Origin of the sequence: Dactylosporangium sp. NPDC000555 (assembly GCF_040300025.1) — a bacterium.
Classification (GTDB): Bacteria; Actinomycetota; Actinomycetes; order Mycobacteriales; family Micromonosporaceae; genus Dactylosporangium.
In genome coordinates this window covers 36616-61043 of sequence record NZ_JBEPDB010000044.1, presented here as the reverse complement: position 1 = coordinate 61043, position 24428 = coordinate 36616, and the positions used below count along the sequence as shown (strand labels likewise).

The following is a 24428-nucleotide window of genomic DNA, read 5'->3' as shown; positions in this document are numbered from 1 at the left end:
GCAGCTATCAGGCAGTCGGGGCGGGTGCTGGCTCGGTGGGCCGCGGCGTGAAGAAACGGACGATGTCGTCGGCTGCGGTTGGGGACAGCATCATCGCCTGGACTCGTGCGGACATTTCGGCGATCGGCTGGATCCTGGTGAACATCGCCTCTTCGTATGTCCGGATCGCCGAGTCGGGGTCGGCGGTGTTGGTGGCGAGTTCGGCGGCGAGTTCGGCGGCGTCGAGCATGGCTTGATTGGCGCCCTCGCCGACCGGCGGCATGAGGTGTGCGGCGTCGCCGAGGAGGGTGATTCCCGGCCGGTTGGCCCAGCGTGTACCGATGGGCATCGCCTCGATCCTGCGAGGTGTCGGCGCGCTGTCGCCGGCTTCGATGAGTGCGGTGAGGCTTGGGTCCCAGCCGTCGAACAGGTCGAGCAGGGCACGCTTACTGCGATATGTGTCGATGTCACGATCTTTTGCGCGCACTGAGATCCCGACTCGTATGCGGCCGTCGCCGAGGCGTTGCGCTGCCAGGATCTGGTTCACGCCGATGCACCACAGGTTCCCGGGGCCGACCAGCTCGGCGAGATCCGGGTGGCGCTGATCGGCGTCGCTGATGCTCAGCTCTACCAACGTGGCCACGTAGGACAGTCTCGCGTCGGTCAGCAGCGACCGGACGAGCGAGCGTGCGCCGTCCGCGCCGATGAGGACGTCACAGTCGGCGCTGTGGCCGCCATCGAACGTCAGCCCGAAGCCTCCGCCGGGTCGTGGCGTCGCCGCGACGAGCCGGTGCTGCCAGGCCACCGTGTCGCCGGGGAGTGAATCGAGCAAAAGATCACGCAGTACGCTGCGGTCGATCTCGGGGCGTCCGGAGAATGAGCCGGGTTGTGGCTTGTGGTGCACGAGGGTACGTCCGGCCGGGTCGAGGATGCGATGTTCCTCGCCCTCTGGCCGTGCCTCGGACCGGAATCGGTCGGTGAGGCCCGCATCGGCCAGGGCCTGTTGTCCGGACTCCGGGTGCAGGTCGAGCATTCCGCCCTGAGATCGCGCGGATCGGCTTGCCTCGCGTTCGTACACCACCGCGCCGACGCCGTGCCGGTGCAGGATTCGGGCCAGCGTCAGGCCGCCGAGGCCGCCGCCAGCGATCGCGATTCGCATCATCATCTTCCTTACCGTACGATGTACCTTATGGATACGCCGTACGGTAGCACGCCGCTGCCCGTCTGGGAGCGGCCCGAGCCTCGGCCGCGGGCGGCGCCAGTGCCGCTGAGCCGCGCGAAGATCGCCGCTGCGGCGATCCGGCTCGCCGACGCACACGGCCTCGACGAGCTATCGGTGCGCAAGATCGCCAAAGGGCTCGGCGTCGGTCCGATGCGGCTCTACGACTACGTGATCAACAGATCCGAACTGCTCGATCTGATGGTCGACGCCGTGTATGCCCAGATCGCCGAGGCCGGCCAGCACTCCGAGTGGCGCGCGACGGTACTGGCCATCGTGCACCGGACCCGAGATGCCGCGCTTGATCATGAGTGGTTCGCCGACCTGCTCGGCGGAAGGCCACACCTAGGACCTCATGCGCTCGCCGTGGGCGAATCGACCGCGGCGGCGCTCAGTCAGGCCCCTGGCGTGCGCGGTATCGACGATCTCCAGCGGGCCTTGGGCGCCCTCAACGCGTTCATCGTCGGAGCGCTCCGCAGGGAGATCACCGAGCGCCGCACCGCCCGTTCAACCGGTACCGACGTGTCCGCCTGGCAGGTCGCCCTCGGGCCCTACCTGACACGCATGCTCGAAACGGGCCGCTACCCCACCATCGCCCGGCTCGTCATCGACGGCGCCCACCTCAACGCCGAGGAAACCTTCCACCACAACCTGACCACCCTCTTGGACGGCGTCACCAGCGCATCCCCACACGTGACCTGAGTTGGGCGCGGCCACCGTCGGGGTTCTCGGCGCTCATACTGTCGGCTATGGATCTGCAAGTGCGCGCGGGCGACGGTTGCCGCCTGTGGGCGAATCGTGAGCAGGTTCCTGGCCGACAACCGCCGCGCCGCCGGCCGGCAGCGTCGTCACGAGCCTGCGGATCCGCGATAGCGCGAACCCGAAGGCGGCTCGTGCGTTCAGGCGGTCAAGGCCGATTCGGCGCTGGTACTGCCGGCGGGAACCTGAGACGCGGTAAGCGCGGCGGCCAGGGCGGGCAGGCGGCCGAAGGCGCGGGCGCCGGCCACATGGTCAACGTAGTCACGGGACTCGACGATTTCGCCGTTCCGGACTCGGGCCACGAAGATGCAGGGCAGCGTGAAGGCGCGGCCGTCAACCACGCCGGCGTACCGGAATTCGAAGATCACCACCTCGGGGTCCGGTGTCGCATACACGTGGTCGTCAACGACGTCGTAGCGCTCCACACCGGCCGGGGGACCGCCGGTGCCGAAGTGCTCTCGCACCCTGGCCCGGCTGAGCAGCGGGGTGTCGCCGACCGGGTGGAACGGGTGGCGCACGTCGGTGCGCTCGGCGTAGCAGGCTGCCAGTTCGTCGATCTGTGCCGCCTCCTCGGCGGCGGTGAGCCCCCCACGCATGAGGCGGCAGATGCCGGCGGCCACGGCGCGGACGGTTTCCTCGGGCGTACGCAAGATGCGACCTCCTACCAGAGTCGTGACTCCGGTTAGCGTAGCGAAATCCAGACTTCGGTTAAGGTGGTCGCATGCGTCAGGATGCCCGGGAGAACCGCGAGCGCATCCTTGCCGCAGCCGACCACGTCTTCGGCACGCACGGCGAGGCCGGCTCCACCGAAGAGGTGGCGCGGCTGGCCGGCGTAGGCATCGCGACCGTGTTCCGGCACTTCCCGAGCAAGGAGGCGCTGATCGAGGCCGCGTTGGTGCGGCATTTCACCAGCCTGCTCGACCGGACCCGGGCCGCAGCCGCCGCGCCCGATCCGGCGGCGGCGTTGCACGCGCTGATCCGCGAGATGATCGAGCGCGGCGCGAACAAGCTCACCTTGGCCTCAATGCTGGGCGATGCCCCACCGGCCGTCGTCACAGTGGCAGGCGAGGTGAAGGCTGCAGTCGACATGGCGCTACGACGTGCCCAAGCCGCCGGCGCGGTCCGGCCGGAGGTCGGCGTTGAGGAACTCTATCTGTTAGTACGCGGCTTGGCCCAGACCACCGCGGTCGCGCCGGTCCCAGCTGCGGTGCTCGAACGCGCCATCGACGTCATCCTGGATGGCTTTTCCACCCGGTAGCGCTGACGTGACCGGGCCTTGACTCGACCGGCGTGGGGCTTTCAGGTGCGGCTCTGGCGGAGGAAGTCGCGGATGAGGGCACTCCACTGCTCGGGCTGCTCGATGAACGGTAGATGCCCGGATGGGATCTCGGCGTAGCGCGCCCCGGGGATGGCGTTGGCGAGCTCCCGGTGGTGGTGCGGGGTGACGAGCTGGTCGAGCGTGGTGGAGATGACGAGTGCCGGCACCGTGAGCGCGGTGAGATCTGCTCGTACGTCGACATGGTTGATGAGCAGATCGAGGTGCTCCGGCGTGCCCGGCGGGATCGTGGCCGCGGTGGTCCTGATGGCCGCGTCGAGGTCGTCTTGGCCGACGTCGTCCAGGGCGGGAGCGCTGAGGCCGATAAGGGACAGGAAGCCGGCGACGTGCTCCAGGTCGTTCGCGCGGAGCAGGTCGCGCCACAGCCGGGCCGCGAGCAGGAACCGCGGGTTGGGGTGGGCGAATCCTGCGGTGAGGACCAGAGCGGTCACGCGATCAGGGTGACGGGTGGCGGCCCGGATGGCGACCGGGCTGCCGAGCGAGTAACCGGCGATGGCGAAGGTCTGCACGCCCTCCTCCACGGCGGTGGCGACCAGCTCATCGGCTAGGCCGTCCAGGGAAAGCGGAGCTTCTGCACGCGGAGTGCGGCCGGTGCCGGGGTAGTCGGGCCCGACGATGGTGTGCTGCGCGGCCAGGGTATCCAGGATGGGGCCGTAGTTGGCGTCGATACCGCCGCCGGCACCATGGGCGAGCAGCAGGCCCGGGCCGGTGCCGCGCACCACGCGGCCGAGGCTGGAGCTGGGCAGGGCACTGGACATACGTGTCTCTCCTTTGTTCTCTGTGGGGGTCACTCCGTGGTGACCGTGGTGGTGCGTGATCGGCGGGCGGCCTCGGCTGCGAGGAGCACGGCGCCTCCGGCCACCAGGGCACCGACCCAGGGCAGGTCATGCAGGCTGAGACCAGCGGTGAGGGCTTGGCCGCCGAGGAGGGAGCCGCCGGCGACGCCGAGGTTGAAGGCGGAGGCGCTGATCGCGGTCAGCATCCGGGCCGCCACCAGGGCGCCGAAGCTGCCCGCCAAAGCTGCGGCGAGGTTGCCAGCGACGAACACGCCCAGCAAGACCAGCAGCGCGCGGCGGCGTGCCAGGCGCAGCATCCCCACTGTCACCAGGGGCCCGGCGACGGTGACCACAAGGGCGTACCAGGTCACCAGGGACCCGACGGCGGGCAGCGGGCGATGCAGATCGGCGGACAGCTGGGGCATCAGCCCGACCATGACCCACTCGGCGGTGCCCACCACGAACACGCATGCGGTGAGCACCGCCAAGGCGGCTGCCCGGCCCGGCGCAGGGAGCAGGCGTGACTGGGTCGCCGAGGGGACTGTGCCGGTGGTCATGACCGAACGCTAAAGTCTCACATCGGTGTGAGAGTCAATGCGGTGAGGTGCAGACCACGTGCGCATCGGGGAGATGGTCCGCCGGACCGGGGTCAGCGAGCGACTGCTGCGCTACTACGAAGAACAGGGGCTGCTAGCGCCGACACGGCTGCCCAGCGGCTACCGTGCCTACAGCGACGCGGACGTGGACACCGTTCGGCGCATCCGCACCCTGCTCGCAGCCGGACTGTCGACCACCACCATCGCCCAGGTCCTGCCATGCGTCCGTGACGACGGCCCGAACCTCGCGCCGGTGTGTTCCGACCTGGTGGCGGAACTGCGCCGCGAGCGCGAGCGCATCACCCACGCGATCAAAGATCTGCAGAGGTCACAGGGCATGCTCGACGCGGTCATCGCCGCTGGCCCCGCCGATGCCGCCCCAGCAAGCCAGCAGCCGATGTCACAGGGCTGATGCCGACCGAGCGATGACAAGGTCGCACGCGAGATCGCCACGGCATACGACGACCAGTGATCTTCCCGGAACGTGTATCGCGGGCGTATCGAAAAATGCATACGCCAGCGCAACAGTCTTCCGTCTTCAGTGGAGGCATGAACCACAGCGCACCACCGTCAGCGCCAGGTTTGTCGACTGGGAAAGGACCGTGATCATGGACTCGGATTCGGTACAGGGCATCGACCGGCGGCGGCTGTTCAGATGGGGCGGACTGGCGGCCGCCGGCGTGGTGGCGGCCGGCGCGCCTCTGGTGAACGCCGGGCTCGGCCACGCCGACTCGATCCCAACCGCCTCGTCCGGGCACGACCAGATCCCGCCGGACACCCTGCCCGGCGGCGCCTACGACCGGTACGTGGCGCAGCTGGCCGCCGAGGGCAAGTTCTCCGGTGTGGTGCTGCTGTCGCACCGGGGCCGGACGGTGCTGTCCCGCAGCTACGGCATGGCTGACCAGGAGAAGGGGATCCCCAACCGCGAGGGCACCGCGTTCAGCCTCAGTTCGGCGGGCAAGCCGTTTCACGCGGTGGCCATCTTGCAGCTGGCCCAGCAGGGCAAGCTGCGGCTGTCGGACACGGTGGGCGCCCACCTGACCGGCTTCGCCAACGACATCGCCGAGCAGGTCAACATCCACCACCTGCTGTCCGGCACTTCCGGGCTGGACAGCCCGGATGAGGACGTGCAACGCGTCTTCCAGAGCCGGGACGAGGTGCACGAGTACTACGAGCAGCGGGCCCGGCAGGCGAAACTGGTGGGCGTCCCGGGCACTCCCGACACCGCCCACTCGGAGGCGGAGGTCACCATTTCCGCGCTGATCGTGGAGGCCGTGGCCGGCACGACGTACTGGGACTACGTCCAGGGGAACATCTTCAAGCGCTGCGGCATGACCGGCTCGGCGTTCTACACCCGGCCGCAGTGGCTCACCGACAAGCACATCGCGCATCCGTACATGAAGCTGGCCAACGGCAGCGTGGTGGACGCCCTCCGCAACCTGGACCAGGGCAGCCCGTACCCGTACATACTCGGCAAGAACCCGGGCCGTGCCTTCATCGATGCCCCCGGGGACGGTGGCTTCGCCACCGCGCCGGATCTGGTCCGGTTCGCCAACGCGCTTCGCGACGGCACGCTGCTCGAGCGGCCCTGGGCCGACGTGCTCCTCGGGGCCAAGATCCCCCACGGGCCGGCGTCGTTCGGTGCGTACGGGCTCGCGATCGACATCGTCAATGGCCAGTGGCAGTACCAGCGTTCCGGTGGAAACCCCGGTGTCGGCGCCAACTGGAGCATCTACCCGTACACCGGCTGGGTCGCCGTCACCCTCGTCAACCGCGACACCGCCAGCCTACTGGACCTCCTCGAGCAGGAGACGCAGGCCATCACCGGGGCCCCGGCCGGTGGCGGGGCGGGTGGCTGAGGGGTGGGCGAGGATTCCGTGTATCGCGAGCGTATCCAAAACTGCATACGCCACCGCAACGGCCCTCCGTCTCTAATGAGGGCATGAACCACAGCGCACCCCCGTCCGCACCACCCCGCCGCACGCGCAGGATCGTGCTCGTCAGTCTGGCGATCCTGGGCGTGGCGGGCGTCGCGGTCCTCGTGCGACGGCCGCTCATGATGACCGCTCCAGCGTGCATGGCCGGGCGGTGGCACGGCTGCTACGACACGTTCAACGGTCCGCTGCTGATGATGCTGGTCGGGCTGCCGTTGCCTGCGCTGCTGGTGTGGGCTCTGGCGAGCCTCCGGCGCGCCGCCGGCGTCACCTCGGTGTGGCGGATGTCGCTGGCCGAGGTGGGCATGGTCTACGGGACGGTGCCGATGGTGTGGCTGACCCTGCAACCGGGCCCGGGGGCCGGCATCGTCCCCGGCCGGGTAAGCCTGATCCCGCTGCGGGACCTGATCACGATGGGGCCGGTCGGGATCGGCGGCAACCTGCTCGTCTTCGCGGCGCTGGGGTTCTTCGCCCCGATGCGTTTCGCGGCACTGGGGTCCGTGCCGCGGATTCTGGCGCTCGGGGCGGGCTGCTCGGCCCTGATCGAAACCGCACAGTACTTCTTCCGGCTGGACCGGGTGTCCTCTGTCGATGACATACTGGTCAACGCCGCCGGCGCTCTGCTGGCCGGGCTGGCGTCACGCCGCTGGTGGCGCAATGCGGCGGAGGTGCCGTCGGACCAGTCTCACCCCGCGTCGGCCACGACGGACTGAGTCGCGTGTCCAGTAGGCAAACCGATCGTAGGCTTTCAGCATGCGCGTGCTGATCGTGGAGGACGAGCCCTACCTGGCCGAAGCCGTCCGCGACGGTCTGCGGCTGGAGGCGATCGCCGCCGACATCGCCGGCGACGGCGACACCGCCCTGGAACTGCTCAGCGTCAACTCCTACGACCTCGCGGTCCTCGACCGCGACATCCCCGGCCCCTCCGGCGACGAGGTCGCCCGGCGCATCGTCGCGTCCGGCAGCGGCATCCCGATCCTCATGCTCACCGCTGCGGACCGGATCGACGACAAGGCTTCCGGGTTCGAGCTCGGCGCCGACGACTACCTCACCAAACCGTTCGAGCTGCGAGAGCTCGTCCTGCGGCTGAGGGCGCTCAACCGCAGACGCGCGTACGCCCGACCCCCGGTCCGCGAGATCGCGGGCCTGCGCCTCGACCCCTTCCGCCGGGAGGTCTTCCGCGACGAACGCCACGTCGCACTCACCCGCAAACAGTTCGCCGTCCTGGAAGTCCTCATCGCCGCCGAGGGCGGCATCGTCAGCGCCGAAGAGCTACTGGAACGGGCCTGGGACGAGAACGCCAACCCCCTCACCAACGCCGTGCGCATCACCGTCTCCGCACTGCGCAAACGGCTCGGCCAACCATGGATCATCGCCACCGTGCCCGGCGTCGGCTACCGCATCGACACGCAACCGGCGGCCGGAGGCGAGCGTGGATAGGAAACCGGGGTTGAGCGTTCGCGTCAAACTCACCCTCAGCTACGCCGGATTCCTCATGCTTGCCGGCGCCCTGCTGCTCGCGACGGTGTGGGTGTTCCTCCTGCGTTACGTCCCCGACCGTGCGCTCCTCCTCCCCGGCTCCGGTGACATCCCCGCTGAGGGTGTTTTTCCCATCCGATCCAGCCTCCTGCACGTTTTCGCTCCGAGGGCCGCCGCCGTGTTGGCATTCCTGCTGGCGTTCGGCCTCGTCGGAGGATGGATCCTCGCCGGCCGGATGCTCGCACCACTCACACAGATCACGGATGCGGCCCGGATGGCTGGGAACGGGTCGCTGTCCCACCGGATCCGCATGAAGGGCCGCCAGGACGAATTCCGTGAACTCTCCGACGCGTTCGACTCGATGCTCGAACAAGTCGAGTCCCACGTCGCCGAGCAGCAGAGGTTCGCCGCGAATGCCTCCCACGAACTGCGCACCCCGCTGGCGATCTCGCGGACGCTCCTCGACGTCGCCCGCAAGGACCCCACGCGGGACCGGGACGAACTCATCGAACGCCTGCACGCTGTCAATACGCGGGCGATCGACCTCACCGAGGCCCTCCTGCTGCTCAGCCGCGGCGACCGCGGAGACTTCACCCGCGAGCGCGTCGAACTCTCCCTCATCGCCGAAGAAGCCGCCGAAACACTGCTTCCCCTTGCCGAACAGCGCCGGATCACGCTCGACGTCACCGGCGGGGCGGCCCAGACCAGCGGCTCCGCGGAGCTTCTGCTGCGGATGGTGACGAACCTCGTCCAGAACGCCATCGTCCACAACCTCCCCGCCGGCGGCATCGTGACGGTCCACACCGAGGCGCACGGCGACACGAGCGTGCTGCGGGTCGAGAACACGGGCCGTCGGCTCCCACCGGAACTGGTACCGACCCTCACCGAACCCTTCCAGCGCGGAACCGAACGCGTACGCACCGACGAGCACGCCGGTGTCGGCCTCGGCCTGGCCATCGTGCACAGCATTGTCCGGGCCCACGACGGGACCCTCGATCTCGCCCCCAGCCCCAACGGCGGTCTCCTCGTCACGGTCCGGCTTCCCGGCACGCCGTAGAATCCTCCCCGAACGGCGCCTCGTTCGGGCTGGCGTCCTCAACGATCCGGTGGCCGCCGCAGCAGGCGCTCGGCGATGACACCGAGCTGGCGCTGCACAGCCGCTCCGCGATGGTGCGGGGAGTTGAAACCGCTGTCCCCGTCGCGCGCTGTACCTCATAGCCGGCTATGCGTACGGTCCCATCCTGATCGTGTTCATGCTCGCCGTCTACAGCGCGACCCGGCACGGGCCGCTGCGGCCGGCGCTGTGGTGCTCCGCCGCAGCCCTCGGGCTGATGCTCGTACACCTGTTCAGCTCGGGCCGACCGCTGGGTTGGCTCGGCGTCGTGCCGGTCGCCGCCTGGACCGTCGTGCCGGCCACGGTCGGATACGGTCTGCGGCTGCGGCACGCCGCCGCGCAGCGGTCACGAGCCGAGGCGGTCCGCCAGCGTGTCGCCGAAGAGCGGCTGCGCGTGGCGCAGGAGGTCCACGACATCGTCGGCCACGGCCTGGTCGCCATCAAGATGCAGGCCGACGTTGCCCTGCACGTCATGGCGCGCCAGCCCAGCCACGCGCAGGTAGCCCTGACTGCGATCAGCCGTACCAGCCAGCAGGCTCTCGACGAGTTGCGCGCCACACTCGCCGTGGTCCGCCGGACCGACGACGAGCGAACTCCGTCGCACGGTCTGGCCAGTCTCGAACAGCTGAGCCGACGGATGGCCGACGCCGGCATCGACGTCCGCCTGAACATCTCCGGCGCGGCGGACCACCCGCTGACGGGCGCCGTCGACCTCGCCGCGTACCGCATCGTGCAAGAGTCCCTCACCAACGTCCTTCGGCACGGCGGTTGCGATCGGGCCGAGGTCACCGTCCGGTACCAGCCCGGCAGCGTCACGATCACCGTGGCCAACCCGCGGACCGGCGCGACGATCAGCGGCGCCGGCTCGGGCATCGCGGGCATGCGGGCCCGGGTCGAGGCGTTGGGTGGCGAGTTCACCGCCGGCCCGGTGGCCGAACGATTTGAAGTACACGCGCGGCTACCGATCGGAACCCAGGCATGATCAACGTGCTCATCGTCGACGATCAGGACCTGGTCCGGTTCGGGCTGCGGACACTCATCGACAACGAAGACGACCTGGCCTGCGTCGGCGAGGCCGCGGACGGACTCGGCGCGCTGGAGGCAGCCACGCGGACCCGCCCCGACATCGTGCTCATGGACGTCCGGATGCCCGGCATCGACGGACTTGAGGCCACCCGCCGCATCACCGCCGACCCCGAACTGGCGGAAACCCGGATCATCGTACTGACCACATTCGAGCATGATCAATACGTCTTTGACGCGCTACGCCACGGCGCGAGCGGCTTCCTGCTCAAGGACACCAGTCCCGCGGATCTGCTACGCGCCATCCGGACCGTAGCCGGCGGCGGGGCGCTGATGTCGCCGTCGGTCACGCGCACCCTGGTCCGCGAGTTTGTCACCCTCGCACCGCGGGCCACGACCCCGCACCCGCAACTGCGCACCCTCACCGATCGCGAACGCGAGATCATGGTCCTTGCCGCCGAGGGCTTGGCAAACCACGAAATCGCCGAACGGCTCGGCATCAGTGTCGCGACAGCCCGTACCCACGTCGGCCGCGCAATGATCAAGCTCGGTGCCCGTGACCGGGCCCAACTGGTGGTATTCGCCTACCAGTCCGGCCTCATCGCCTAGCGACCGCCCCGATCGGCCGGCCGCTCATCGTTCGCGGCCGCCGTCGCCTTCACCGATGTGGTGGGTCTGGTCGTGGTCGGCCGTCTGGGGCGCGCCGGCGAGTTCGCGTTGCAGCGCGGTGAGGTTGGTGGGTGGGCTGAAGTACTTCAGGTCCCGGGCGATTTTCGCCTGCTTGGCCTTGGCCCGTCCGCGTCCCATGCCCGCCCCCATCATGCCTGGGTCGCCGCCGCGACCGCGCGAGAGAATGTTCGTTCGTTCCCCAACAGTACATCGGAATCGGCCGGCGACGAGACGCCGACGTGACGCACGTGGATCAGCGACGCGCGCGGCGCGCGGTGGTCACCAGTCCGAGGGCGTAAGCGGTACAAATGGTGAGCAACGCAGGCATGATCGTCATCTTGTCGGCCACGTTTCCGGCTGGGTCGCCGATGATCCGGGGATCCATGCCGAGTGCGGTGACCGGGTAGACGCCCAGGGCCACGGACGCCGAGCCGAGAGCCGACGAGCCATACACGGCAAACGCCAGCACGCACGCCAGCACGCCACCGAGCGCCAGCGTGAGTACCGCGCGGCGCCGGCGTCCCCGGCGGACCAACCCGACGGCCACTGTGGACAGTGCGCCGGTCGCCGCCCACCAGCACCCGAGGGCGGCAATCATGGGCCATGAGCCAGTCCCGTTGAGGAGCAGCACCAGCGGCAGGGCGCCGACGGCGAGCCCCGTCGGCGCGAGCGCCGAGGTGAACGGCAGCCGCGCGTGCCCCGCCAGCCAGATCGCCCCCGCTGCGATCGGGAGGGCCGCTGCCGCCGACGCGATGCGCCAGGATGTCTGGTATGTGTCCGATACGCCGGCGATGGCGGCGACAGCTGCGAATGCCGACGCGCAGAGGGTGTAGACGGCGAGGTATGCGCCGGCGAAGGCCATGGGTGCGACGACCAGGCCGGCGGCCGCGTTCAGGTGGGGACGTAGCCGCGTGTACGTGAGTGCTTGCCGGTGTTCGGCGAGCGCGCTCCTGGCCACGTCGGCCAGGTCGCGGCCCGGTCGCCGTGAGTGGGCGAGCAGGTCGGCGATCTCCGGGCCATACCGGTCCCGGACGGGGCGCGGGTAGAGGGCGAGGACCAGCCGTGCGGCGCGGCTCATGACAGGGCCAACCGGCGCAGTCCGGCAGTGGAGACGGCCCGCATGCGTGCCAGTTCCGCCTGCAGCGCCGCCCGGCCACTGTCGGTGAGCTGGTACGGCTTGCGGCGTTCCCGCTCCGGCAGTGCCTGGATGAATCCCTGCTCCTCGAGGCGGCGGATCGCGCCGTACAACGTGCCAGGGCCGGGACGGTCCCCAGCGAGAGCGGCGATGTCGTCCTGCATCGCGTATCCGTGCTTTGGGCCCTCGGCGAGGCTGACGAGGATGAGCAAGGCCGGTTCTGAGAACCGGCCGAACTCGGTGAGTCCGGACATGCCACCTCCGATTACTACGTCGGACGTAGCATCGCAGGACGGAGTAGTGGCGTCAACCACCGACAGCGCCGCCAACCGTGTCCGCCTCCGCCGTCCGAGCCTGTGTCAATCCCCCGACGCCGTCGGGTACAGCCGGGTCATCGCCCGGATCGTTGCGGCGATCCGCTCGACCAGTTCGGGAGGGGCGAGTGCCTGCGCGTCCGCGCCGAGCCGGAGTAAGCCGGCAGTGGCGTGTTCCACGCTTTCCAGCGGGATGGTGACGCGTCGCCAGCCGTCCGGATCGGCGGGTGTGAGGGTGCGCGTCGCCAGCCGGCTGGCCCTCGGGCCGAGGATGTCGGGCAGGGCTGCGATCCCTGCGGGCGACAGGCGCACCACGGCGACCTCGGCCGTCTCGGCCCGCTCGTACCGTTCGACGTGTGCCTGCCAGAACTTGGCCAGGTCGAAGCCGTCGGGGCGGGTGAAGGTCTCCGGCAGCCGCTGCAGCTCGACGATGGCGGAGACCCGGTAGGTGCGCGGCTCATCGCGGCGGGCGGCGATCAGATACCAGACCCCCGCTTTGAGGACGAGTCCCAGTGGGTGCAGCCGCCGGACGACCACACCGGGCCGAGGCGCCCAGCGACGGTACCGGACCTCGATGACCTGGTCCTGCCAGAGCGCCTCCGCGACGGCGAGCAGATGTGGCACGGCGTCCGGCTCGCGGTACCAACCCGGCGCGTCGAGGTGGAAGCGCTGCCGGATTCGTGTCGACGCCTCCCGATATGGAGTGGGTAGCGCCGCCATCAACTTCAGTTCGGCGGCGGCCACCTGGGCGCCGAGTCCCAGTTCGGCGGCCGGCTGCGGCATACCGGTCAGGAACAGCGACTCGGCCTCGTCGGCGGTCAGTCCGGTCAACCGGGTGCGGTAGCCGTCCATTAGCTGGTACCCGCCGGTAGGCCCCTGCTCCGCGTAGATCGGCACGCCCGCCGCGGCCAGCGCCTCGACGTCTCGGTAGACGGTCCGGGCGGTGACGCCGAGCTCCGCGGCGAGCTGTGCGGCGCTCATCCGTCCGCGGTTCTGCAGCAACAGCAGCAGGGACAGTAATCGGCTGGCACGCACTGAGACAGTCTTCCAGACCACTGACGGAAGATGTCAGGGGTAGCGTCTCATGATCGCCTTCATGAACGACTTCGACTTCCTCGTCGGCTCGTGGAACGTGGTCAACCAGCGCCTCCGGACGCTCTTCGTCGACAGCGACGAGTGGGACCATTTCCCGAGCACAGTGACCTGCCAGAGCATCTTCAACGGTGGCGGCAACACCGAGGAGATCGTCTTCCCGACGCTGGGCAACCGCGGCTACACGCTGCGGCTGTTCGACGTCGAACGCAAGGAGTGGTCGATCTACTGGGCGAGCAGCACCACCGGCCTGCTCTACCCGCCGGTGGTCGGCACCTTCGTCGATGGTCGCGGCGACTTCTACGGCGACGACACGCACGAAGGAAGGCCGATCAAGGCGCACTTCATCTGGTCGGACATCACTCCCACCTCGGCGCGCTGGGAGCAGCGGTTCTCCGTCGACGGCGGGCAAACGTGGGAATCCAACTGGATCATGGAGTTCACCCGCGCCTGACCGGCAAGCCTGCACACCGTACTGGAGGTCGCCCTGTGCGACGCAGGTTGACCACGCTGGCGCGCGTCGCTGGGCTCACCGCTGTTGTCACCGGCATCGGCCTGCTACCCCCTACCGAGGCCGATGCGGGGCAACGGCACCGAACCAACTGGCACGGCTGCAGACCGGCCCGGATGACGATATCGGCGGGGATCTGGACCGGGCCGGTGCCGAGCGCGGCGACCTGGCGGTGCCGCTGGACCACGCCGCCCCGCGCGGCCGGACCATCACAGCGGTTATGTCCCGGCTGCGTTCCACCGGCCGGGCGAAGCGCCTCGGAGTGATGCTCGTCAACGTGCCGCCGTAGACGTGACCTACGCGCGTGTATCGGAACAGGACGGCACCGATCAGGAATATCGTTGATCACATGGTCTCGCAACCACCGGGGTTCGTCCGCGCCGGCAGTGCCGCGACCCACCTGCAGGCGTTCGTGCTCTGCGGTATCAGCACAGTCCTGCTCACCCGGGCGTACCTGGCAGCGACCGGGTATCCCAAGATTGCCGGCGGGAGCCTGCACATCGCCCACGTGCTGTGGGGCGGCCTGCTCATGATGGTGGCGCTCGGCGTCGCGCTGGTCTTCCTGGGCCGGGCCACGCGGATCTGCAGCGCCATGCTCGGCGGTGCGGGATTCGGGCTGTTCGTCGACGAGGTGGGCAAATTCATCACCGAAGAGACGGACTACTTCTACCGGCCCGCCGCCGGCATCATCTACCTCACGTTCGCCGTGCTGGTCGTCATGACGCAGTGGCTACGCCGGCCGGTCGAGCGCACGGTGGACGAGCGGCGTGCCGACGCCGCCAACGCCGCGCTGACCGGAGTCATCTCGGGCCTGACCACACGGCAGCGGATGGAGGCCGTCGAGCTGGTGACAGGATCGGAGCGCGACGTCGACCGCGCGCTGGTCCGGCTGCTCAACGCGATACCCGACGCCGAGCCGCGGCGCGTCGACCGTTGGCGCGCCGCAGGCGACCGGCTGCGCGCTCGGTTGGACACACTGCTTCGGCCATCGTGGACCCTGACGGCGGCGTCGTGCTATCTCATCGTGCTGCCCACGCTGACGATCGTCGGTGCAGTGGCCGAATCCGTCACCGGCGCCCTCGACCATGCCGGGGAGCGGCGAGCTGACCTGGTGGTCATCGGTGCGGCGGTGTGTACGGCGCTGCTGAGCATCCGCGGTGCGGCAGCGTTGCGCGGCGACCGCGCGACCGGCATCCGGTGGCTCAGACTCGCGTTGCTGACCGATCTGCTCGTCGGACAGGTCTTCAAGTTCACCGTCAACCAGTTCGCCGCGGTAACGGCCCTCGCGGTAGACATGCTGGTGTTGTGGGTGCTGGCCCAATGGAGTCGGCGCGTCTCACGTTGACCACGTCCGCGGTTCAGGCCGGCGCTCGTCTCCGGCAGGGTCTGAGGTGCGGGCGAGCGCCCCGGGTCCGTAGGTGACGCGTCGGACGAGGGATTCGAACGGTCCGCGGTTGCCGGCGTGGCGCATGCGATCGGCGAGGACCACCGTCACGATCCAGGTTCCCGTTGCGAGCAGTGCCGTGCCTGTGACACCCATGGTGCTGGAGAGGTCGAGCAGGAAGGGTGTGAAGGCGACGGCCCAGATCACCGACTGCATCAGGTAGCAGGTCATCGACCGTTGGCCCGTGGCGGCGATCGCGTCGGTGACCGGCCGTCGGCGGCCGTGGAGCCGGGCCGCGATCAGTGCCAGCAGGGCGGCATAACCGAAGCCGCCCAGCGTCCCGGTCGTGTCATGGAGGGAGCCCAGCAGTTCGAGCGTCGGTCGGTTCGGCGGCGTCACCACGCCGGCGAGCACCAGCGAGACCGGCTGAGCGCCGAGCACCGCGGCACCGATGCCGATCGACGCTGTGACGCCCAGAAGCAGGCGGTGCCGCTCCGGGTACTCGAGGATGCGCCGGCGGCCCGCCCACAACCCCACCATGAACGGGCATATGAAGCCCAGCGGGCCGAGGAACGCCACGAAGAGCGCCACCCGAGCTCGTTCGGCCACCATGGTGACTCCGTCCGGCGGAAGCATCGCGGCGTCGGGTCCGGCCAGGCTGATGACGAGCGAGCCGTCGCTCGGCAGGGAGTTGAGCACGAAGAACGCGAGCGCTGTCAGGAGCAGCCAGCGGTCGCGCCAGCGCACCGCCCAGGCCCCCAGGAACAGCAGCACCCCGTAGGCCGCCAGGATGTCACCGACGTAGAACAGCAGCGCGTCCAGCAGACCCACGACCAGGAGCGCGGCGCTGCGCCGCCATAGCAGCCGGCGCACCGCCCGAGGTTTCGATGCCTCATGGCGGCGGACGATCCGGGCGACGCCGTACCCGAACAGCAGCCCGAACATTGGGAACGCACGGCCGTCGACGAAGGTCGAGATCAGCCAGATGACGGCCGCGTCGAGACCCGATCCGTTCTGCGGGTAGCCACCCAGTACCGATGGGCCGGTCAGGAAATAGTGCGAGTTGGCCAGCGCGATGAACAGCAGCATGAACCCACGCGCCAGGTCTGGCGCCAGAGCGCGGGCCGCGGGAGTCATCGGCCCGGGCGATCGAGTGGGCATGTCGGCCGTCATGCGGCCACCGTACGGGCCGATCACCGGGCTCCGCAGTCGCCGAAAGTAGATCTGCGGCCGCTGGCCGCGACCGTTGTGGGCCGTCCCCCGCTCCGGACGGCCCGCAACGACTCAATCCGGGAGGATCCCGTATCGGCGGGCAGTCGTCGGGTCCCGCCGTACCGCCTCCGCCAGCTCTGGTTCGAGCATCGCGCGCAGGGCAACGGAAGCGCTGACGCCGAAGGCGTCAAGCTTGGGCGGGTCTCCCTGCCGACCGCCGGCGGCCCAGTCCCGCCACGCCGCTTCCAGCTCCCGATCCGCCGCGGTGCGGTCCTCGCCCGCCGCTCTGCGCTGGGCCGCTCCGATGAACGCCAGCGCGGCCCGTAGCGCGGAGATCGCCTCAGGGCCCAGGTGATCGGCACCGTGGACCAGGTGGTACTCGTGGCCGATGTCAAGGTCCCAGAGCGCCCGATGGAGTTGCTCGGTGCCGTCCTGCATCGCGAACACGTCAGCGTCGCCGCAACGCAGGAAGATCGGCAAGCCACTGGCTCGGACAGCGTCGGCGTTGCCTCGCAGTCGGTGCAGGACACTGTTGGCGGCGAACCCACCACCCTCGTCGGCCATCTCGCTGCTCAACCGGGCCAGCACATCGAGGGTGTTGCGAGCTCGTACCTCCTCGGGCGTCAGCACGGGTAGCAGAGCGGGAGCGACCGCCGCTACCGCGAGCCACCGCGACGGCTCCGCAAAGGCGATCTTCAGCGCGCCATAGCCGCCCATCGAAGAACCCATCAACGACACGCGGGTCAGATCTGCGCCGTACTGCTTCTCCAGCAACCGGGGGAAGGCCGTCGCGATCAAACTCTCCCAGCCGTTGCCGGCCCGGTCGATGTAGAAGCCGCCGGTCGTGGGAGTCGAGGCGCTGGCGATCACGGATCGGGGCAGCGATCCATTCGCCCATGCGCCGTCGGCGATCGACTGCACCATGGCCAGAAAGTCGCTGGAGGAGTTCGCGGCGTGCAGAAACAGGATCAGCGGCAGTGTCTCATCGCTCGTCCAGCCCTCCGGAGTGAGAACGGCGTACGGCACTTCTCCTTCCACCAGCGGGTCCTGGAAAACGTCGCGGATGAGATGACTACTCATGGTTGCCACCCTCGCATGGGCAGACCATCAGGGCTAACGCATTAGCGCCTGTGCAGGCGACGAAGGTCACCAGTCGCCGGGTGGGGCGTGCCGCACCGCCACGACGCCCGGCACGTTCGCGACCTCGTCCACGAGTGCGCCAAATGCGCCCGGGCTCCTCATGTAGACGGTCAAGTACCACGGTAGGGTCCGGCCGATCGCGTCGGGCAGCCGGGCGTCGCCGCAGTACGCCGTCTGGAACTCGCGGGAATGCGGGTCGCGGTTTGGCGTCGAACTGTGTGTCGCGGTGATCCGGTCGATGGCCTCCTGCACCAGTTGGACCTGGTCGGGCGTGGCCTGCGGGCTGACGAACACCCGGGCGGTGCGGCTGAGCCGGGTGGTGTGCGGGTCGGGTTCATCCGGTGGGCCTGTCGGGGCGCATCGCGACGTCGCTGCCACGGTCGTGTTGACCGTCCGGATCAGGTCGGCGGCCCTGTTCCAGCCGTCGGCCCAGATCACCGCGAGGAGGGCGACGAGCGCGATGATCGGTACGGCCTGCGCGCGCCAGGACGGTACCGGAGCCGGATCCCGCTGGGGTCGGGCTTTCCGCGACCGGTGTCGCTGCCAGACCGCGAGGCCGATGGCGGCGAGGCAGGGCAGTCCCAGGATCACGGCGAGTTCCGGCGCGGCCGACACGGCGGCCCAGAGCAGGACGACGGCGGTGAGGACGACGACGGGCACGACCCACATGCCACGCGCCGCGAGCCGGGCTGGTTCGCGCCGCTGGTCCGCCGGCGGCCGGCGTCGTCGCGGCCAGGCGGCCACGATGAGGACCGCCAGGCCCAGGATGCCGACAGTCTTGGTCAGGCCGCCGAAGAGGGTGAACAGCACGGCCCAGACGGGCTGCTCGGGTTGCCCCTGCGGAGTCTTATCCCCGCCTAGGATCAGGCCCAGGCATAGCAGCAGCAGCACGGGCAGCAGAAGGAGCAGGGCGAACCCGGTTGTGGCGGCGGCGAACAGGGTGGCCGGCCAACTGCGTTCGGTACGGCGGCTGACCCAGGCGGTGAGTGCCCAGCCGATCAGTGCGCCGAGAAGCGCGCCGAGCACGCCGGCCGGCAGGATCCATGGCGGCTCGGTTCGCGACAACTCGAACGTGGCCGCGCCGTCCGACTCAGTGGCCGGGCGGGGCCAGTAGACGTTGGACCAGTAGACGTTGGTGAAGCGCAGGGCCAGGCCGTCGCGGGTGGCCCAGAACGTCCGGGTGAACTGCTCCTTGTGTTGCTTGTCGTCGCCCTCGTCGCCAGGGTTGAGAACGGGGACCACGTCGCTGCGGATCTGCCAACCGGACGCCTGCAGGCGGTCCCGGACAGCCTCGCTGAACGCGCGCACTTCGCGGGTGGCGGGCGTGTGCTTGACCCAGTAGACGGCGTACCCGTACTGGATGCCCTCGTTGTCGTCGGTCCGGACAAACAGCGCGGCGTCACCGCCGCCCCACACCGTCATGTCCGGAAACACGGTCGCTTTCAGCTGCTCCGCCTCGGCGCCGGATGGCAGCGGCCGGGCGGCTTCCCAGCCAAGCCGCGCCCCCGCGATCGCGCCGAGCCCGGCACCGGCGAGCGCTACGAGTACGGCGAACACGACCACCGCAACGCTGCCGGGTCGGCCGAGCCGGGCGCGGGCGCCGTGGCGTAGCAGACTGATCGAGGCCCGCACGGTCGGCCACCGGCGACCGGGGGGCGCGGACTCCAGCAGTGTGTCGAGCAGCTCCTCGCGACGCGGCCCAGGCGGATAGACAGACAGCAGTCGACGGTACCGTCGGGCGAGGTCGCCGCTCACCAGGCCACCCGTTGCGCGTCGGCCAGCCCGAGCCCGAACCGCCGGCGCGTCGCCAGTTGGCTGGTCGCTGCCTCCAGGCTCCGCCGCAGCCGCTCGGTCTCGGCGCCCAGCGCTTCCGCGCCGTCACTGGTCAGCCGGTAGTACCGCCGGGTGCGCCCATCCACGATCTCGTCCCGGTCGATCTCGATGAGCCCCTCGGCGGTGAGCCGGTCGAGCGCGGCATACAGGGTCCCGGCCTGGAGAGTCACCGTGCCGCCCGACAACTGGGTGGTCTGCTGGATCACGCCATACCCGTGACGGGGTTGGGGCGCCAGCGCGGTGAGAATCCAGAACGTTGGTTCACGCATGCGAGTCGCCATGCCGGTCAATATAGAGATGATCTGAGTATCGAGTCAAGGCGCGACCCGACTGGTTGGCGCGGACCAAAAGTCCATTGTGGACAGTCATGGAGTTGGCGTGGAGTCCCTCGGTGGGAGGGGGTCTGCGGGTCAGCTCATCGCTGACCGTGCTCAGTCGATGAGCTTGTCGAGCAGCTCGAACGTGTCGTACGGCTGGTCGTAGTCGCCGAAGTGCCCGTCGTCGCGGACGATTTGCGTGCCGCCCAACCGCTCGAACATGGCACGTCCCTGCTGTTCGTCGCAGCCGTACGGGTCCACCCGCGAATTGACGAAGTACAGGTCCCGGACGTGGGCCTTGATCGCCGCCCAGTCGTACTGCTCCTGCAGGACAGGCTCGTCGGAGGTATTCGGCCGCGTGCAGTACCCGGCGACGAGGATGGCCTGCGGCACCGTCACGTCGATGTGCTCGAGGAGCGCGAGGAGCAGCGCAGCGCCGCCCGAGTGCCCGACAAGCACGGTGTGCTCATCGAAGCGGTGATTGGCCAGCACCTTCGGCAGGAATGTCGCGATCGGCTCCACGTTGATGTCCGGATAGTGTGGGATCTGCACCGCGTACCCACGCTCGGTCAGTCGCCGGCCCAACCAGGGAAGCCAGACGACGTCCGGGTTCGCGCCCGTGCCGTGGAAAATGATCGCGTTTCGTGGCAAGGTCGTCCTCCCCGTAGCACCTGCTCCGATTGTTCCCGGTTCGGCCCGTGGGCGCTCGCCGTTCAGCGGGCCGGGCCGTCGTCGCCTTCACTGATGTGGTGGGCCTGGTCGTGGTCGGCCGTCTGGGGCGCGTCGGCAAGCTCGCGTTGCAGCGCGGTGAGGTTGGTGGGTGGGCTGAAGTACTTCAGCTCCCGGGCGATCTTCGCCTGCTTGGCCTTGGCTCGTCCGCGTCCCATTGCCTGCCCCCGTTCTTGGCGGGTCGCCGTCGCGACCGCTTGAGAGAGTCCGTTCGTGTCGGACACGGTACCTCGAAGCCGGCCCAACGGGGGACCTGGGTTCGGACGTGGTGGTCAGTCTGGTCGGTGGAACTCGTCAACCGAATTCCGCGTACTCGGTCAGCACCTCGTCGATGACGCGTTTCGCCTCCGTGGCCGCGGCATGGTCGCTGGTCGGCGCACCGGCGTATGTGATCAACGCCTTCCACAGCGCCCACCCCCGCCCACGGGTCCACGTCATGGGGTCCACGTCGAGCCTGGCACGGAACGCTTCGCGGCTCGTTCCCGACAGGAGTGTCCAAGCGATCGCCAGGTCGCACGCGGGGTCGCCGACACCGCAGGTGCCGAAGTCGATGACGGCAGCCAACGCGCCGTCACGGACCAAGAGGTTTCCCAGCGCCACGTCGCCGTGGAACCACACCGGCCGGCGATCCCAGGGCGCCCCCAGCGCCGACTGCCAAACCGCCGAGACTGTTTCCCGGGGTACCCGGCCATCGAGCGCCTCGACCGCCCGTCGCGTCTGAGCATCGTAGATCTGCAGCGGCCCGCCACGGAACCAGTTGTGCAGCCCCGGCTCGGGCCCTCCGGCCGGATCGACGCGTCGCAGCGCGACCAAGAAGGCGGCCAGGCTGTCCGCGAACTCGGTCAGGTCGCCGATGGTGTCGATGCCGGCGGGGTCGCCGTCGATCCACTCATACACCGACCAGTGGAAGGCAAACCCATCGCCGGGCTCGCCCATTGCCAACGGCTTGGATATTGGCAGCGGCACCCGTGGTGCCAGTATCGGCAGCCATCGGTGCTCCTTGTCGACCGCCAGCGCATATTCCTGGGCAGTGGGCAGCCGTACCGACATGCGGTCACCGAGATGAAAGGTCTGGTTGTCCCAGCCGTTGGTCGCGACGGGCCGGACGGGGAGGTGGGCCCACTGCGGGAACTGCCTGGCGATCAGCCGTCGCACCACGCTTGGGTCGACCAGGCGGCGATCAGGAACCGGCACGGTGTCTGGATCCGAGGTCACGCTCACAACGTCACAAGGAAGACGCCCGATGGCAACCGATTTACCAAAGATTTTAAAGAATAAATGTCTGACTATGTCCAGCCCTGTTTGTGCAAAAAGAAGCAGGCGCCTGGGGTCTATATGTTTTTGTGCTACGGGGTCGAAGATTGACACTCGATACGCGACCCCAACGAGAAAGCTGAGCCCGTGACCGATTTTCATCCCATCCCCGAACCCCGCAAGACGCTCACCCACGCCAACTGCGTGGTCTCGACCCCGCTCGGGTACCGTCCGCTGCACCTCGACCTGCATGTGCCGCCGGGCGATGGTCCGTTCCCGGTTCTGCTCTGGATCCACGGCGGTGGGTGGATCACCGGCAGTCGGGTATGGACCGTGGATCACCGGTTCCACGAGCGCATGGTGGCCCGGGGTTACGCTGTCGCCGACGTCGACTACCGGCTGGCGCTGGAGGCCACCTACCCCGCGCAGCAGGCTGACATCGACGCGGCCATCCACTGGCTGCGCCACCACGCCTCGGCGCTGCGGATCGATCCGGGCCGCCTCGCCGTGCTGGGTGAATCGGCCGGCGGCCAGCTTGCGGCGATCGCCGGGCTCACCGGCACCGGTGACGCCGCGATCCAGGCCGTCATCCTCTGGTACGGCGCAGTCGACCTCTCGGCCGTACGAGCCCAGGACGACCCGTTCGCGGAACCGGCGATCCTTCTCGGCGGGCCGCTGGCCGAGCGTGCGGCCTTCGCGCGGCTCGCGAGCCCCCTGCACAACATCCATCCGGAAGCGCCGCCGTTCCTGCTCGTCCATGGCACCGATGACGAGATCGTTCCGCTCGCGGAGGCCGTCGGGTTTGCTGAAGCGCTGCGAGCGCAGGGCGTTCGGTGCGACGTGCTGCCGGTAGAGGGCGCGGGTCACGTCTTCGCTGGCGCCTCCGTCGAGGTCGGCACCCTCACCGAGGCCGGCGCGGACTTCCTCGACGACGTCTTCGACCAGTTGCGTCTCGATGTCAGCCGCGGTGCTGTCTGAACGGTCCTGACCGGCGGGCGAGTACTTTCCACTTCCCAAAGTGGAAAGTACTCGCTATGGTTTCCAGTATGGAAAGTGGCCAGGTGCGTGAGCAGCTGCTCCTCGTGGAGCGCGCCGCTGCTGCGCCCTATGTGCAGTACCCTCCGACCCCATGGTGGTACGCCCCGATCGTGGGCGCCTGGACCGCCGCGTTCATCGCAGGATTCGCCTGGTGGCGGGAGAACGGCGCGATCTTCACGGCCTGGCTTGGGATTCTGCTCGCGGCCGAGGCGCTGTTCTTGATCTGGATGCGCCGACGGCACGGTGCGCTGCCGATGCCCGGTCACGGCAAGCCCCCCGCGGAGATCGCGGCGGTGTGGCGCGGCTACTTCGTCGGCGTCGCGGCCATCGCGGTACTGGTCGCGCTCGCATGGTGGTTCGGCGGTGTGCCGGTGGCGGCAGCGGCCGCCTTCGCGCTCGTCACGGCCGGCCTCGTCATCTATGAGCGCAAGTACGCCATCGCCGCGGGCAAAGTCCGGGACAGGCTGGCATGATCGACGGTCTCGATCCGGTCATCCACGTCCCCAAGCGGCTCGCGGCAATGGCGATCCTGGCCAACGCGCCATCGGCGTCGTTTCGATTCCTCAAAGAACAACTGCGACTGACCGACTCCGACCTGTCCAAGCAGATGTCGGCGCTGGAAGCGGCCGACTACGTCAAGTCTACGAAGGACGGTCATGGGCGAGGTGCGAGCACGACCTTCTCGATGACCCGCGCAGGGCGGAAGGCGTACGCGGCGCATTGCGCGGCACTTCGGGCGCTCATGGATCCTGCTTAGCGACCGATAACCGGCCCGACTAGACACTTTGGACGGTGCGTGGCGCCGGTCTATCGCCCGGCGCCACGCAAGGCGGCGCGAGCGGCCTCGTCAAGGCATTCCGCCGGGCTGGACGCCCGATGTGACGACTCGCCGCGCAGCGCGACTACGGCGGCGACGGTCCTTGAGACAGGATGGTCGCGTGGATGCCATCGTGTCCGTCCTCTATATCGTGCTGCTCGTGACCGCCGGGGTGGCCGGTGCCGGCTTGCGTGGCTCGCCAGCGCCCGGCGCGGCACAACGACCACCGATCGCCACCATGGCCGCGTTCGTGCTCGTCGCGGTGCCCTCCCTGCTGCAGCTCACACTCGCGCCCGCGCTGTTCGAGGCGCTCCGGCGCGACCGGGCGGCGATCGGCGACGGGCAGCTGTGGCGCCTCGTGACGTCGTTCGTCGTGCAGGACAGCGGCTGGCCCGGCACGATCTTCAACCTCCTGAGCCTCGCCGTTCTCGGCACGCTCGCCGAGCAGCTCTGGGGTCGGGCTCGATGGGTCGTCCTCGCCCTCACCGTGCAGGTGCTGGGCGACCTCTGGGGTCTCGTGGTGCAACCTGTCGGCGCGGGCACCTCGCTCGTCATCTTCGGTTCCGCCGCGTCCCTCGCGGTGGCGGCGCTCCTGCTCGAAACCGGCCCCAGAAGCCGCCTGCCGGCCACCGTGAGCCTGCTTGTCGCGCTCGTACTGCTCGTCCTCGGCGACATTCACGGCGGTGCGGCCCTGCTCGGCGCGGTGGTCGGCGCGTTGCTCGCCGTCAACCGCCGAAGGCGACGGCTCAACGGATCGTTATGAGGTTC

Annotated in this window: 30 protein-coding genes; 15 read left to right on the top strand and 15 right to left on the bottom strand. The window is 69.2% G+C overall.

Going from position 1 to position 24428, the window contains the following annotated elements:
- Positions 1-7: 7 nt before the first annotated feature.
- Complete coding sequence (locus ABT297_RS24790) at positions 8-1138, bottom strand: FAD-dependent oxidoreductase (protein WP_350553723.1); 1131 nt, start codon at positions 1136-1138, stop codon at positions 8-10.
- Between the two features lie 21 nt (positions 1139-1159).
- On the opposite strand from ABT297_RS24790, the gene ABT297_RS24785 reads away from it, so the two are divergent.
- Positions 1160-1900 carry a TetR/AcrR family transcriptional regulator C-terminal domain-containing protein gene (locus tag ABT297_RS24785; RefSeq protein WP_350553721.1) on the top strand — a complete coding sequence of 247 codons (741 nt, stop codon included), beginning with the start codon at positions 1160-1162 and terminating at the stop codon, positions 1898-1900.
- Between the two features lie 197 nt (positions 1901-2097).
- Here the strand turns inward: ABT297_RS24785 and ABT297_RS24780 are convergent, their stop codons facing one another.
- Entirely contained in the window at positions 2098-2577 is a 480-nt protein-coding gene (locus ABT297_RS24780) for a nuclear transport factor 2 family protein (protein ID WP_350553695.1), read from the bottom strand.
- A gap of 101 nt (positions 2578-2678) precedes the next feature.
- Here ABT297_RS24780 and ABT297_RS24775 point away from each other — a divergent pair, with 101 nt between their 5' ends.
- Positions 2679-3215 (top strand): TetR/AcrR family transcriptional regulator, encoded by a 537-nt coding sequence (locus ABT297_RS24775; RefSeq protein ID WP_350553693.1) that lies wholly within the window; start codon positions 2679-2681, stop codon positions 3213-3215.
- 41 nt (positions 3216-3256) lie between these two features.
- Here ABT297_RS24775 and ABT297_RS24770 read toward each other — a convergent pair whose 3' ends face one another.
- Positions 3257-4051 carry an alpha/beta fold hydrolase gene (locus ABT297_RS24770; RefSeq protein WP_350553691.1) on the bottom strand — a complete coding sequence of 265 codons (795 nt, stop codon included), beginning with the start codon at positions 4049-4051 and terminating at the stop codon, positions 3257-3259.
- A 29-nt stretch (positions 4052-4080) separates the two neighbouring features.
- Positions 4081-4626 carry an MFS transporter gene (locus ABT297_RS24765; protein WP_350553689.1) on the bottom strand — a complete coding sequence of 182 codons (546 nt, stop codon included), beginning with the start codon at positions 4624-4626 and terminating at the stop codon, positions 4081-4083.
- A gap of 58 nt (positions 4627-4684) precedes the next feature.
- On the opposite strand from ABT297_RS24765, the gene ABT297_RS24760 reads away from it, so the two are divergent.
- The 7 genes from ABT297_RS24760 (at position 4685) to ABT297_RS24730 (ending at position 10824) form a co-directional block, all read left to right on the top strand.
- Positions 4685-5077, top strand: a complete 393-nt coding sequence (locus ABT297_RS24760; protein WP_350553687.1) for a MerR family transcriptional regulator — start codon at positions 4685-4687, stop codon at positions 5075-5077.
- Between the two features lie 196 nt (positions 5078-5273).
- Positions 5274-6524: a serine hydrolase domain-containing protein gene (locus ABT297_RS24755; protein ID WP_350553685.1), complete on the top strand. Its 1251-nt coding sequence runs from the start codon at positions 5274-5276 to the stop codon at positions 6522-6524.
- Positions 6525-6607: 83 nt separating this feature from the next.
- Entirely contained in the window at positions 6608-7312 is a 705-nt protein-coding gene (locus ABT297_RS24750; protein WP_350553683.1) for a VanZ family protein, read from the top strand.
- 40 nt (positions 7313-7352) lie between these two features.
- On the top strand, positions 7353-8039 hold the full coding sequence (locus ABT297_RS24745) for a response regulator transcription factor (protein WP_350553681.1): 687 nt from the start codon (positions 7353-7355) through the stop codon (positions 8037-8039).
- 10 nt (positions 8040-8049) lie between these two features.
- On the top strand, positions 8050-9135 hold the full coding sequence (locus ABT297_RS24740) for a sensor histidine kinase (protein ID WP_350553679.1): 1086 nt from the start codon (positions 8050-8052) through the stop codon (positions 9133-9135).
- Positions 9136-9331: 196 nt separating this feature from the next.
- On the top strand, positions 9332-10174 hold the full coding sequence (locus ABT297_RS24735; protein ID WP_350553719.1) for a sensor histidine kinase: 843 nt from the start codon (positions 9332-9334) through the stop codon (positions 10172-10174).
- Complete coding sequence (locus ABT297_RS24730) at positions 10171-10824, top strand: response regulator (RefSeq protein WP_350553677.1); 654 nt, start codon at positions 10171-10173, stop codon at positions 10822-10824. Before ABT297_RS24735 ends, ABT297_RS24730 begins: the two co-directional genes overlap by 4 nt.
- A gap of 24 nt (positions 10825-10848) precedes the next feature.
- Here ABT297_RS24730 and ABT297_RS24725 read toward each other — a convergent pair whose 3' ends face one another.
- From ABT297_RS24725 to ABT297_RS24710, 4 genes are all read right to left on the bottom strand, one after another.
- The gene (locus ABT297_RS24725) at positions 10849-11022 is read right to left on the bottom strand and encodes a DUF3073 domain-containing protein (RefSeq protein ID WP_350553675.1); all 174 of its coding nucleotides are present in this window, start codon (positions 11020-11022) and stop codon (positions 10849-10851) included.
- Between the two features lie 115 nt (positions 11023-11137).
- Positions 11138-11962: a hypothetical protein gene (locus tag ABT297_RS24720; RefSeq protein WP_350553673.1), complete on the bottom strand. Its 825-nt coding sequence runs from the start codon at positions 11960-11962 to the stop codon at positions 11138-11140.
- The gene (locus tag ABT297_RS24715) at positions 11959-12273 is read right to left on the bottom strand and encodes a PadR family transcriptional regulator (RefSeq protein ID WP_350553671.1); all 315 of its coding nucleotides are present in this window, start codon (positions 12271-12273) and stop codon (positions 11959-11961) included. The genes ABT297_RS24720 and ABT297_RS24715 overlap by 4 nt, the downstream gene beginning before the upstream one ends.
- Before the next feature lie 105 nt (positions 12274-12378).
- Positions 12379-13368, bottom strand: a complete 990-nt coding sequence (locus ABT297_RS24710; protein ID WP_350553669.1) for a helix-turn-helix transcriptional regulator — start codon at positions 13366-13368, stop codon at positions 12379-12381.
- Between the two features lie 61 nt (positions 13369-13429).
- On the opposite strand from ABT297_RS24710, the gene ABT297_RS24705 reads away from it, so the two are divergent.
- Complete coding sequence (locus ABT297_RS24705) at positions 13430-13879, top strand: hypothetical protein (RefSeq protein ID WP_350553667.1); 450 nt, start codon at positions 13430-13432, stop codon at positions 13877-13879.
- A 406-nt stretch (positions 13880-14285) separates the two neighbouring features.
- Positions 14286-15281, top strand: coding sequence for a hypothetical protein (locus ABT297_RS24700; RefSeq protein WP_350553665.1), 996 nt, complete (start codon positions 14286-14288; stop codon positions 15279-15281).
- On the opposite strand, the gene ABT297_RS24695 is transcribed toward ABT297_RS24700, so the two are convergent.
- The 7 genes from ABT297_RS24695 to ABT297_RS24665 form a co-directional block, all read right to left on the bottom strand.
- Positions 15273-16493, bottom strand: a complete 1221-nt coding sequence (locus ABT297_RS24695) for a DUF418 domain-containing protein (protein ID WP_350553663.1) — start codon at positions 16491-16493, stop codon at positions 15273-15275. The genes ABT297_RS24700 and ABT297_RS24695 overlap by 9 nt on opposite strands.
- A gap of 111 nt (positions 16494-16604) precedes the next feature.
- The gene (locus ABT297_RS24690) at positions 16605-17612 is read right to left on the bottom strand and encodes an alpha/beta hydrolase-fold protein (RefSeq protein ID WP_350553661.1); all 1008 of its coding nucleotides are present in this window, start codon (positions 17610-17612) and stop codon (positions 16605-16607) included.
- A gap of 66 nt (positions 17613-17678) precedes the next feature.
- A complete protein-coding gene (locus ABT297_RS24685; protein WP_350553659.1) occupies positions 17679-19427 on the bottom strand; it encodes a hypothetical protein in 1749 nt (582 codons plus the stop codon).
- Complete coding sequence (locus tag ABT297_RS24680; RefSeq protein ID WP_350553657.1) at positions 19424-19786, bottom strand: PadR family transcriptional regulator; 363 nt, start codon at positions 19784-19786, stop codon at positions 19424-19426. Before ABT297_RS24680 ends, ABT297_RS24685 begins: the two co-directional genes overlap by 4 nt.
- A 150-nt stretch (positions 19787-19936) precedes the next feature.
- Positions 19937-20473: an alpha/beta hydrolase gene (locus tag ABT297_RS24675; RefSeq protein ID WP_350553655.1), complete on the bottom strand. Its 537-nt coding sequence runs from the start codon at positions 20471-20473 to the stop codon at positions 19937-19939.
- 62 nt (positions 20474-20535) lie between these two features.
- Positions 20536-20709, bottom strand: a complete 174-nt coding sequence (locus tag ABT297_RS24670; RefSeq protein ID WP_350553653.1) for a DUF3073 domain-containing protein — start codon at positions 20707-20709, stop codon at positions 20536-20538.
- A gap of 136 nt (positions 20710-20845) precedes the next feature.
- Positions 20846-21772 carry an aminoglycoside phosphotransferase family protein gene (locus ABT297_RS24665; RefSeq protein WP_350553652.1) on the bottom strand — a complete coding sequence of 309 codons (927 nt, stop codon included), beginning with the start codon at positions 21770-21772 and terminating at the stop codon, positions 20846-20848.
- 180 nt (positions 21773-21952) lie between these two features.
- Between ABT297_RS24665 and ABT297_RS24660 the strand changes: the two genes are divergently transcribed.
- The 4 genes from ABT297_RS24660 (at position 21953) to ABT297_RS24645 (ending at position 24423) form a co-directional block, all read left to right on the top strand.
- Positions 21953-22783, top strand: coding sequence for an alpha/beta hydrolase fold domain-containing protein (locus tag ABT297_RS24660; protein WP_350553650.1), 831 nt, complete (start codon positions 21953-21955; stop codon positions 22781-22783).
- 68 nt (positions 22784-22851) lie between these two features.
- Entirely contained in the window at positions 22852-23316 is a 465-nt protein-coding gene (locus ABT297_RS24655; RefSeq protein ID WP_350553648.1) for a hypothetical protein, read from the top strand.
- A complete protein-coding gene (locus tag ABT297_RS24650) occupies positions 23313-23600 on the top strand; it encodes a winged helix-turn-helix domain-containing protein (RefSeq protein WP_350553646.1) in 288 nt (95 codons plus the stop codon). Before ABT297_RS24655 ends, ABT297_RS24650 begins: the two co-directional genes overlap by 4 nt.
- Positions 23601-23793: 193 nt before the next feature.
- A complete protein-coding gene (locus tag ABT297_RS24645) occupies positions 23794-24423 on the top strand; it encodes a rhomboid family intramembrane serine protease (protein WP_350553644.1) in 630 nt (209 codons plus the stop codon).
- Positions 24424-24428 lie beyond the last annotated feature (5 nt).